The organism is Microlunatus kandeliicorticis (assembly GCF_014137855.1).
Taxonomy (GTDB): Bacteria; Actinomycetota; Actinomycetes; order Propionibacteriales; family Propionibacteriaceae; genus Microlunatus; species Microlunatus kandeliicorticis.
The window spans coordinates 385,873-396,493 of record NZ_JACGWT010000003.1; the positions used below are offsets into that span (position 1 = coordinate 385,873).

At 73.5% G+C, this 10,621-nt stretch carries 7 protein-coding genes; 4 read left to right on the forward strand and 3 right to left on the reverse strand.

What is annotated here, in order from left to right; all coding sequences use genetic code 11:
- Nucleotides 1-144: 144 nt before the first annotated feature.
- The 4 genes from FHX74_RS10880 (at nucleotide 145) to FHX74_RS20740 (ending at nucleotide 5,618) form a co-directional block, all read left to right on the forward strand.
- Nucleotides 145-1,791, forward strand: coding sequence for an FAD-dependent oxidoreductase (locus FHX74_RS10880; RefSeq protein WP_182560130.1), 1,647 nt, complete (start codon nucleotides 145-147; stop codon nucleotides 1,789-1,791).
- Nucleotides 1,792-1,891: 100 nt separating this feature from the next.
- Nucleotides 1,892-3,418, forward strand: a complete 1,527-nt coding sequence (locus FHX74_RS10885; RefSeq protein ID WP_182560131.1) for an ATP-binding protein — start codon at nucleotides 1,892-1,894, stop codon at nucleotides 3,416-3,418.
- A gap of 94 nt (nucleotides 3,419-3,512) precedes the next feature.
- Nucleotides 3,513-3,740, forward strand: coding sequence for an acyl carrier protein (locus FHX74_RS10890; RefSeq protein ID WP_182560132.1), 228 nt, complete (start codon nucleotides 3,513-3,515; stop codon nucleotides 3,738-3,740).
- A 276-nt stretch (nucleotides 3,741-4,016) separates the two neighbouring features.
- The gene (locus FHX74_RS20740) at nucleotides 4,017-5,618 is read left to right on the forward strand and encodes a N,N-dimethylformamidase beta subunit family domain-containing protein (RefSeq protein ID WP_182560133.1); all 1,602 of its coding nucleotides are present in this window, start codon (nucleotides 4,017-4,019) and stop codon (nucleotides 5,616-5,618) included.
- A 19-nt stretch (nucleotides 5,619-5,637) separates the two neighbouring features.
- On the opposite strand, the gene FHX74_RS10900 is transcribed toward FHX74_RS20740, so the two are convergent.
- The 3 genes from FHX74_RS10900 to mfd form a co-directional block, all read right to left on the reverse strand.
- Nucleotides 5,638-6,231, reverse strand: a complete 594-nt coding sequence (locus FHX74_RS10900) for a MazG family protein (RefSeq protein WP_182560451.1) — start codon at nucleotides 6,229-6,231, stop codon at nucleotides 5,638-5,640.
- 32 nt (nucleotides 6,232-6,263) lie between these two features.
- A complete protein-coding gene (locus FHX74_RS10905) occupies nucleotides 6,264-6,782 on the reverse strand; it encodes a SurA N-terminal domain-containing protein (protein ID WP_182560134.1) in 519 nt (172 codons plus the stop codon).
- Between the two features lie 118 nt (nucleotides 6,783-6,900).
- Nucleotides 6,901-10,515, reverse strand: coding sequence for a transcription-repair coupling factor (mfd, locus tag FHX74_RS10910; RefSeq protein ID WP_182560135.1), 3,615 nt, complete (start codon nucleotides 10,513-10,515; stop codon nucleotides 6,901-6,903).
- Nucleotides 10,516-10,621: the final 106 nt, after the last annotated feature.

Here is a 10,621-nt window from a genome sequence, read left to right on the forward strand (position 1 = left end):
TCGTCCGACTCGTCCTCGGGCCCGCGCCCCGCGCGGTGCCCGCCTGCTCGTCCCTGGGGGTCCGCCATCAGCACGCCCGCACCCACGTCCGCTCCTGATACTGCCATCGACGCCGGGGCGCCGTCCGCCCGCGAACGGCAGCCGGTGCTGCTCACCGTCGACGACGACCCGTCGGTCTCCCGGGCCGTCGCCCGTGACCTGCGCCGGCGGTACGGCTCCGAGTACCGGGTGGTGCGCGCGGACTCCGGTCCCGACGCCCTCGACGCGCTCCGCGAGATCGGCCGGCGCGGGGGCCGGGTCGCGGTGATCCTGGCCGACTACCGGATGCCGGTGATGAACGGCATCGACTTCCTGGAGCAGGCGATGGACCTGTTCCCCCGGGCCCGCCGGGTGCTGCTGACCGCCTACGCCGACACCGAGGCCGCGATCGACGCGATCAACCTGGTCGACGTCGACCACTACCTGCTCAAGCCGTGGCAGCCACCGGAGGAGAAGCTCTACCCGGTCATCGACGAGCTGATCGCCGGCTGGCTGGCCAGCCCCGACCCGGCGGCCGGCGAGACCCGGGTGGTCGGGCACCACTGGTCGAGCCGCTCCTACGAGGTGCGCGACTTCCTGGCCCGCAACCAGGTCCCCTACCGCTGGTTCGCCGCCGACGAACCGGACGGCGCCCGGCTGCTCGCGGTGGCCGAGGCCGATCCGGCCGCGATCCCGGTGGTGCTCACCCCGGACGGCCGGGTGTTCACCGACCCCGACCTCACCGAGCTCGCCGCCGCCGTGGGGCTGCAGACCACCCCGACGGCCGAGCTGTACGACGTGGTCATCGTCGGCGCCGGCCCGGCCGGGCTGGGAGCAGCGGTGTACGGCGCCTCGGAGGGTCTGCGGACCATGCTGGTCGAGCGCCGGGCGACCGGCGGCCAGGCCGGGCAGAGCTCGCGGATCGAGAACTACCTGGGCTTCCCCGACGGCATCTCCGGCGCCCAGCTGACCGACCGCGCCCGCCGGCAGGCGGTCCGCTTCGGGACCGAGATCGTCAGCGCGCAGCCGGTGACCGGGCTCGAGGTGACCGGCCCGACCAAGACCCTCACCCTCGGCGACGGCAGCCAGGTCCAGGCCCGTGCGGTGGTGCTGGCCACCGGTGTCGCCTACCGCCAGCACGAGGCCACCGGGCTCGCCGGTCTGGTCGGCCGCGGCGTCTACTACGGCTCGGCCGCGACCGAGGCCGAGGCCTGCGCCGGCCAGCACGTGGTGGTGGTCGGCGGGGCCAACTCGGCCGGCCAGGCCGCGGTGTTCTTCTCCCGGCACGCCAGCCGGGTCACCCTGGCCGTCCGCGGGCCCGACCTGGCCGCGTCGATGTCGAGCTACCTGATCGACCAGATCGCCGCGATCGACACCATCGAGGTGCGCACCTGCACCACCGTGGTCGAGTGCTGCGGCGACGAGCACCTCGACTCGGTCACACTGCTCGACGCCAACACCGGCGAGAGCACCGAGGTGCCGGCCAGCCACGTGTTCGTGTTCATCGGCGCCGTCCCCTCGACCGAGTGGCTGCCCGAGCGGGTCGTCCGCGACCCCCGCGGGTTCGTGCTCACCGGTCCGGACCTGGTCCACGACGGTCGGCGACCGGCCGGCTGGGCGCTCGACCGTGACCCGTACGTGCTCGAGTCGAGCGTGCCGGGGCTGTTCGTGGCCGGCGACGTCCGGGCCGCCTCGGTCAAGCGGGTGGCCTCGGCGGTCGGTGAGGGCGCGCTGGCCATCACGCTCGTCCACGAGTACCTGGCCCGGCACTGACATCCCGCCGGCCCCCTCGCCGGCCTCATGGTCGAGCGCGGCGGCGGTCGGCCGGGAAGAGCACCCCTCCCGCGGGTGTTGAATGGAGTGAGGAGATCTGATGACCGACACCACCAGCACCGACACCACGAGCACCGACACCACGAGCACCCCGCACGACGGCGAGGGCGGCGACCGCCTCACCCCGGAGCAGCTGCGCGAGCTGTTCCTGTTCGAGTCGCTCGACCCCGGGAAGCTCGACTGGATCGCCGCGAACGGTCACGTGGTGCACCGCGAGGCGGGCACCCGGATCTACTCCGAGGGCGAGCCGGCGACCTGCTTCTTCGTGCTCCTCGAGGGCACCCTGACCATGGCCCGTACGGTCGGCGGCAGCGAGCTCGAGCTGGTCCGGAGCAACCAGCGCGGCGTCTACCTCGGCGCGACCACGGCGTTCGTCCAGTCCGAGACGGTCCCGCCCTACCAGGGGTCGGCCAACGCCATCACCGACGTGACGCTGCTCGAGATCGACGCCCGCGCGTTCGGCGGCAAGATCCGCACCTGGTTCCCGATGGCCATGCACCTGATGGAGGGCCTGCTGCTCGGGATGCGGCGGAGCAACGAGCGCGTCGCCGAGCGCGAGCGGCTGCTGGCCCTCGGCCGGCTGTCGGCCGGTCTGACCCACGAGCTCAACAACCCGGCGGCGGCCGCGGTCCGGGCCACCGCCAGCCTGCGCGAGCGGGTGGCCAAGATGCGCCGCAAGCTGGCGCACCTGGCCGGCGGACGGCTCTCGGCCGAGAGCCTGCGCAACCTGACCGACCTGCAGGAGCGGGCGGTCGAGAAGCTGGCCAAGGCCCCCAAGCTGACCCCGATGCAGGCCTCCGACGCCGAGGACGAGCTGACCGACTGGCTGGAGGACCACGGCCAGGACACCGGCTGGGAGCTGGCGCCGACGCTGGTCGCCTCGGGCATCACCCCGGACTGGCTGGAGGAGAACCTGATCGGCGCGCTGCCCGGGGAGAACCTCGGCGACGGCGTCCACTGGCTCGCCTACTCCCTCGAGACCGAGCTGCTGATGAACGAGATCGAGGACGCCACCGACCGGATCAGCTCGCTGGTCGACGCGGCCAAGCAGTACAGCCAGATGGACCGTGCTCCGCACCAGGACATCGACGTCCACGACGGGCTCGACTCGACCCTGGTCATGCTCAGCGCGAAGCTGAAGAAGTTCGACATCATCGTGGCCAAGGAGTACGACCGGACGCTGCCGTCGGTCCCCGCCTACCCGGGCGAGCTCAACCAGGTCTGGACGAACCTGATCGACAACGCCGTGCACGCGATCAAGGCGGCCCAGCAGGCCGGCGGCACCAAGGGCGGCACGCTGACCGTCCGGACCCGGCGCGACGAGGAGCACGAGTCGGTCGTGGTGGAGATCTGCGACACCGGTGTCGGGATCCCGGACGAGGTGCGCGGCAAGATCTTCGAGCCGTTCTTCACCACCAAGCCGACCGGCGAGGGCACCGGGCTCGGGCTGGACATCAGCCACCGGATCGTCACCCAGCGGCACGGCGGCGAGCTCAGCGTCACCTCGGAGCCGGGCGACACCCGGTTCGCGGTCCGGCTGCCGCTCAAGGAGCCGGCCGAGATCTGAGACCGGCGGCCAGGCGCGGCGCGCGTCGTCCGCCGTTTGTCGGGCGGGACGGCGGGTACCGGCCGGGTGACCATTCCATGACGGAAGGAGCACCATGGCCACCGGAGAGACCGGGTTCGAGGACGTCAGCTTTGATCTGATCAGCGTCCAGTACCACTCGCTCAAGGCCGGGCACGACTACGGGCAGTACGTCCGGGACGCCCGGAACGCCGGCCTCGAGGACGTCGCCTCGTTCTTCGAGGAGATGATGGCGCAGGACTCCGAGCGAGCCCGCCGCTGCCACGACTTCCTCACCCAGGTCGGCGGCACCCCGGGCAGCTGAGCCCGTTCAGCGTGGACGGCGGTGCAGCAGCGCGCCGACCGCCCCCGCGGACGACCGACGCAGCGTCCGACCGATTCGGCGCACGACCGACTAGCGCCGCCGGTTGCGCCGCGCCAAGCCAGGGTGACCGCGACATCCCTTCGGCCATGGGCTCACCCTGGGCCCGCCGGAGCTACCCGCCGTCGGGTTCGCCCCGGACCCGACCCGCACCGGCCGGCGCTGAACCCGGCCTGAGGTCGCCTCCCTCTCGCCGGCCGATCCCGGTTGGATGGGCCGATGCCCACCCGTCGCCGCCTGCTCGCCGGAGCGGCCGCCGCGTCGATCGGTGCGGCAGCCGGGTGCTCGACCGACGAGCCCGGTCCGCGGCCCGACGGCTCCACCCCGCCACCGACCGCGTCGGCGAGGTCCACACCGGCCCCGCCCGCTCCGGCCAGGCCCGCCACCGCCGACGCCGCGTTCGACGTGGTCGCCGAGAACGCCCGGCCGGGTGACCCGGACTGGGGGATCACCGGCGCGAGCCCGTCGAACCCATCCGTCGAGGGCTGGGCCGACCGCAGCAGCGTTCCGGTCGGGGGCGCGTTCGGTCTGCACGTGAGCAGCCGCGCGGGCGCCTTCCGCGTCCGTGCCTTCCGGATCGGGTGGTACGGCGGCGCGGGCGCCCGACTGGTGTGGACCTCGCCGACCGTCGCCGGCCGTCGGCAACCCGCCCCGCGGGTCGCCCCGGTCACCCGCACGGCCCGGGCCGACTGGTCCCGCACGCTGGAGGTCGACACCTCCGGCTGGCCGCCGGGCTGCTACCTGCTCCGGCTCGACGCCGAACGCGGCAGCGGCCGACGGTTCGTCCCGCTCACCGTCACCGCGCCCGACGTCCGCGGCCGGCTGGTGATCATCAACGCGCCGGCCACCTGGCAGGCCTACAACACCTGGGGCGGTTACAGCCTCTACCAGGGTCCGGACGGCGCCCTGGCCAGCCGCTCGCTGGAGGTCACCCTCGACCGGCCGTACAGCCAGCAGCACGGGGCCGGCCTGTTCGCCGTCTACGAGCAGCCGCTGGTCCAGTTCGCCGAGCGGCTCGGGCTCCCGGTCGGCTATCTGACCGGCCCGGACGTCGCCGGGGACCCGCACGCGCTCGACGGCGCGGTGGCGATGGTCTCGCCCGGCCACGACGAGTACTGGTCGCCCGAGCAGCGCCGGCACGTGACCGCGGCCCGCGACGCCGGCACCAACCTCGCCGTGCTCGGCGCCAACGCCTGCTACCGCCGGATCCGGCTCGCGCCGTCCGACCCGTCCTCGGGTGCCCGGCCCGCGCGGACCGTGGTCTGCTACAAGGGCGACTACGCCCTGGACCCCGGCTACCGCGCCGGCGACCCGGCCACCACCGACTACCGGCTGGCACCGGACCGCGACCCGGAGAGCCGACTGCTGGGCGTCCTCTACGAGGGCTTCCCGTGCGACGAGCCGTGGCGGGTCACCGACCCGGGCGCGTGGGTGTTCGCCGGCACCGGCGTCCGCGCCGGCGAGAGCTTCCCGCACCTGGTCGGCGTCGAGTTCGACCGGGTCAACCCGGCCTACCCCACTCCGCGTCCGATCCAGGTGCTCGCCCACTCACCCGTGCTGATGGCCGACGGTCCCACCCACGCCGACGCGTCCTGGGCCACCCTGCCCGCCGGCGCCGGCGTGTTCGCCAGCGGCACCATGCGCTGGGTCGAGGCGCTCCGCGCCCGCGGCCCGGGGCGACCGGGCCACGACCACGGACTCGACGGTCGCACCGGCGCCTTCGTCCGCCGGGTGACCGCCACCGTGCTGCACACCTTCGCCGCCGGGCCGGCCGGCCGGATCCACCCCGCCACCGACGACCTCGACCGGGTCTACGGCTGAACCGATCGACCGCGGGGGGTCAGCCGCGCTCGGCGGCGACCACCCGCGCCTCGAGCGCGCGGAGGGCGTCCCGGGTGGCCTGTTCGGCGTCGATCCCGCTGGCCTGCGCGCGGGCGACCAGCGCCAGCAGCGCGGGGCCGAGCTCGTCCGCGCTGATCGGGGTGGCGTCCAGCTCGACGTCGACCCGGTGCGACCGCGCCCGGCCGACCACCTTGGCCGCGCGGGAGAGCGCCGACATGTCGGGGATCCCGTCGAGGGCCGAGCTGCGCTGCTTCTCCACCGCCTTGCGCCGCTCCCAGAGGTCGAGGAGGTCATCCGGGACGTCCTCGCCGGCGAACACGTGCGGGTGCCGGCGGACCAGCTTGTCCGCGATCCCGGCGGCCACGTCGTCGAGGTCGAACGCGCCGCGCTCGGCGGCGATCTCGGCGTGGAAGTAGACCTGGAAGAGCAGGTCACCGAGCTCCTCCCGGAGCTGGACGTCCCCCGCCTCGGTGTCGCCGGCGACCGTCTCCAGCGCCTCGACGACCTCGAAGGTCTCCTCCACCAGATAGGGCACCAGCGAGCGGTGGGTCTGCTCGGCGTCCCACGGACAGTCGGCCCGCAGCCGGTGCATCACCTCGGCCAGCCGGAGAAGCTCGCCGCCGGTCACGGGGTCTGCTGCAGCACCTGCGACAGCGAGCCGTTGCCGGCGATCACGGTCACGCTCTGCCCGGGCTGCCAGCTGCCGTAGCGCGGGTTGACCACCACGTCGGAGCCCGCGATCAGCTTGGCGAACTGCTGCTCGCCCAGCCGCTTGGTCATGATCGAGGTGTCGGCCACGTCGTAGACGAAGTCGCGGGCCGCCGGGACGGACAGCGCCTGCTCGCTGAGCTCGGCGTCCCGGTCGGCGTCGGTGATGGTGATCCCCTGCTGCTGCGCGACGTGCTCGGCGATCTCGCCCTGGATCAGCACGGTGAGCACCTGGTCGCGGCTGAGGGTGTTGCCGGATCCGGCCAGCACCTCCCCCGCCGCGGTGACCGACTGCTCGAGGGTGGACCGGCTGATCTTGCTGCCGTCCACCACCGCGGCGGCGTCGGGTGACTCGGTGCAGCCGCTGACCAGGACGCCGGCGACGAGCAGCGCCGAGACGACCGACCAACGACGGCGACCCGTGGTCCTATTCACTGCGGCATCCTCCTCGGTCGCGACGCCGGCGTCGCGGAGTCCGGTGGGTGGGTCCGGGCTCGGATCCTACGGCACCCGCCCCGCGCGGGACGGCAGCCCGGGACCGGCGCCGCGACGCTCAGGCGGCCGCGGCGGGCCGGCTGAGCAGCACCGCGTTGATCACCTCGGTGCACCACCGCAGCAGCTCGGCGTCGCGGACCGGGGCGCCGCCGATCACCGCGGTCTTGGGCCGCGGCACCAGCATCAGCCCGGCCGCCTCCTTGACGACGCTGCCCGGGTAGAGGCGCTTGAGCCGCAGCTGCTGGCTGTCGAGCAGCGACACCGGGGAGAACCGGATCTGGTTGCCCTGACTGATCACGTCGGTCAGCCCGGCCTGCCGGGCCACCAGCCGGAACCGGGCCACCTCGAGCAGGTTGGTCACCGCAGGACCGGGAGCGCCGTACCGGTCGGTCAGCTCGGAGACCACCGCGGCGATGTCCTCCTCGCCGCGGACCTCGGCGATCCGCTTGTACATCTCCAGCCGCAGCCGCTCGGACTCGACGTAGTCGACCGGCAGGTGCGCCTCGACCGGCAGCTCGATCCGCACCTCGGGCTCGGGCTCGCGGTCGTCGCCGCGGAACTCGGCGACCGCCTCGCCGACCAGCCGGATGTAGAGGTCGAAGCCGACGTCGGCGATGTGACCGGACTGCTCGCCGCCGAGCAGGTTGCCCGCGCCGCGGATCTCGAGGTCCTTCATCGCCACCGCCATGCCCGCACCCAGGTCGGTGTGCGCGGCGATGGTGGCCAGCCGGTCGTGCGCCGTCTCGGTGAGCGGCTTCTCCGGCGGGTAGAGGAAGTAGGCGTACCCGCGCTCGCGGCCGCGACCGACCCGACCGCGGAGCTGGTGCAGCTGGCTGAGGCCCATGGTGTCGGACCGCTCGATCAGCAGGGTGTTGGCCGTCGAGATGTCCAGACCGGCCTCGACGATCGTGGTGCAGACCAGCACGTCGGCGCGGCGCTCCCAGAAGTCGACCATCACCTGCTCGAGCCGGTGCTCCCCCATCTGGCCGTGCGCGGTGGCCACCCGCGCCTCGGGCACCAGCTCGCCGAGCCGCCGGGCCACCTTGTCGATGCTCTGGACCCGGTTGTGGATGTAGAAGACCTGGCCCTCGCGGAGCAGCTCGCGGCGGATCGCCGCCACCACCTGCGCCTCGTCGTAGGGACCGGCGAAGGTGAGCACGGGGTGCCGTTCCTCCGGCGGGGTGGTGATGGTGCTCATCTCGCGGATGCCGGTGATCGCCATCTCCAGCGTGCGCGGGATCGGGGTGGCCGACATCGCGAGCACGTCGACGCTGGTCCGCAGCCGCTTGAGCTGCTCCTTGTGCTCGACGCCGAACCGCTGCTCCTCGTCGATGATCACCAGCCCGAGGTCCTTGAACTGGATCTCGCCGGACAGCAGCCGGTGGGTGCCGACCACCACGTCGACGGTGCCGTCGGCGATGCCCTCGATGGTCGCCTTGGTGTCCTTGGCCGAGACGAACCGGCTGAGCGGGGCGACGTTGACCGGGAAGCCGGCGTACCGGTCGGCGAAGGTCGCGTGGTGCTGCTGGACCAGCAGCGTGGTGGGCACCAGCACCGCCACCTGCTTGCCGTCCTGGACGGCCTTGAACGCGGCGCGCACCGCGATCTCGGTCTTGCCGTAGCCGACGTCGCCGCAGATCAGCCGGTCCATCGGGATGACCTGCTCCATGTCGTGCTTGACCTCGTCGATGCAGGCCAGCTGGTCGGGCGTCTCGACGTAGTTGAACGCGTCCTCGAGCTCGCGCTGCCAGGTGGTGTCCGGCCCGAACGCGTGGCCGCGGGAGGCCTGCCGGGCCGCGTAGAGCTTGATCAGCTCCGAGGCGATCTCACGGACCGCCTTGCGGGCCCGGCTCTTGCGCTTCGACCAGTCCGCGCCGCCCATCTTGTCCAGCGTCGGGGACTCCCCGCCGACGTAGCGGGTGATCTGGTCGAGCTGGTCCATCGGCACGTAGAGCCGGTCGCCCGGTTGGCCGCGCTTGCTCGCCGCGTACTCGATGATCATGTACTCGCGGACCGAGCCCCCCACCGAGCGCTGGGTCATCTCGACGTAGCGGCCGACGCCGTGCTGCTCGTGCACCACCGGGTCGCCCGCGGTCAGCTCGAGCGGATCGATCTGGTTGCGCCGTTTGGCCGGCATCCGCCGGGTCTCGCGGTCGGTGCTGCGCTGGCCGGAGAGGTCGGAGGCGGTGAACAGCGCGAGCGAGACGCCGTCGAGCAGCACCCCGTGCCGCATCTCGCCGCAGCTGACGGTGACCAGCCCGGCCGACGGCGCCTCGTCGAGCTGCTCCGCCAGCCGGGCCGGGATCTCGCGGTCGTTGAGCAGCTCGGTCATCCGCCGGGCCGTGCCGCGGCCCTCCGCGACCAGCACCACCCGCCAGCCGTCCCGGGCCCGGCCGGCGATGTCGGCCACCGCCGCCTCGGTGTCGCCGCGGTGCTGCTCGACCGGGTGCGCGGCCAGGGTGCGGGACTCCACGCCGACGCCGCTGACCCGGGTGGAGAAGTCGACGATCTCGCCGTCCTCGGTGCGGACCGGCTGGGTCGCCGTCTCGGCGTCCGGGCCGGCGCTGAACGGCGACAGCGACCACCAGGCCAAGCCGTGGCCGAGCGCCACCTCGCGGACGTCGGCCAGGCTGCGGTAGGCCGAGGCACCCAGGTCGATCGGGGCCTTGCCGCCGCCGGCCGCAGCGGCCCAGGAGGCGCCGAGGAACTCCTGGCTGGTGGTGACCAGGTCCTGCGCACGGCCGCGGACCAGCTCGGGGTCGGCGATCAGCACGTGGCAGTCGTCGGGGAGCAGCTCGACCAGCAGCTCCATGCCGTCGACCAGGGCAGGGCTCAGCGACTCCATCCCCTCGACCGCGTGGCCCTGGGCGATCCGCTCGCACATCTCGGCCAGCTCGGGGTGGTCGGCGGCCAGTTGGGCGGCCCGGGCGCGCACCGCGTCGGTCAGCAGCAGCTCGCGGCACGGGCTGGCCACCACCTCGGTGACGGTGTCGTCGGCCGAGCGCTGGTCGGCCACCGAGAAGTGCCGGATCTCCTCGACCTCGTCGCCGAAGAAGTCGACCCGGACCGGGTGCTCCTCGGTCGGCGGGAACACGTCGACGATCCCGCCGCGGACGGCGAACTCGCCCCGCCGCTCGACCAGGTCGACGCGGACGTAGGCGGCCCCGACCAGCGCCGCCGCGAGGTCGTCGAGGGCGAACTCCTCCCCCACCGCGAGCCGGACCGGGGTCAGGTCGGCCAGCCCCTTGACCTGCGGCTGCAGGACGCTCCGGATCGGCGCGACGATGATCTTGAGCGGGGTGGCGTCCGGGTCGGGGTGCACCAGCCGGCGGAGCACGGCCAGCCGGCGACCGACGGTGTCCGAGCGCGGGCTGAGCCGCTCGTGCGGCAGCGTCTCCCAGGCCGGGTAGTAGGCGACCTGCTCGGGCGGCAGCAGCGAGCCGAGCTCCTCGGTGACCGCCTCCGCCTCGCGGTAGGTCGGGGTGACCAGCAGCACCGGACGGTCCGCCCCGCCGCGCTCGGTGCTCGCGGCGAGCACCGCGGCGACCAGCGGACGGACCTGCGGCGGCGCGGTCAGATCGAGCGCGCTGACGGTACGCGAGCGTGCGTCACCGACGAACTCCGAGACGCTGGGGTCGGTGGCGAACAGATCGACGAGTCCCGCCAAACTCACCGGACCAACCTACCCGTCCGCACCGACACCCGGGACGGCCGGACGGAGCGCCGCCGAACCCCGGCTCCGCCGCCGGGCTGCGCTTCCTGAGCGGACGGTTCGTATC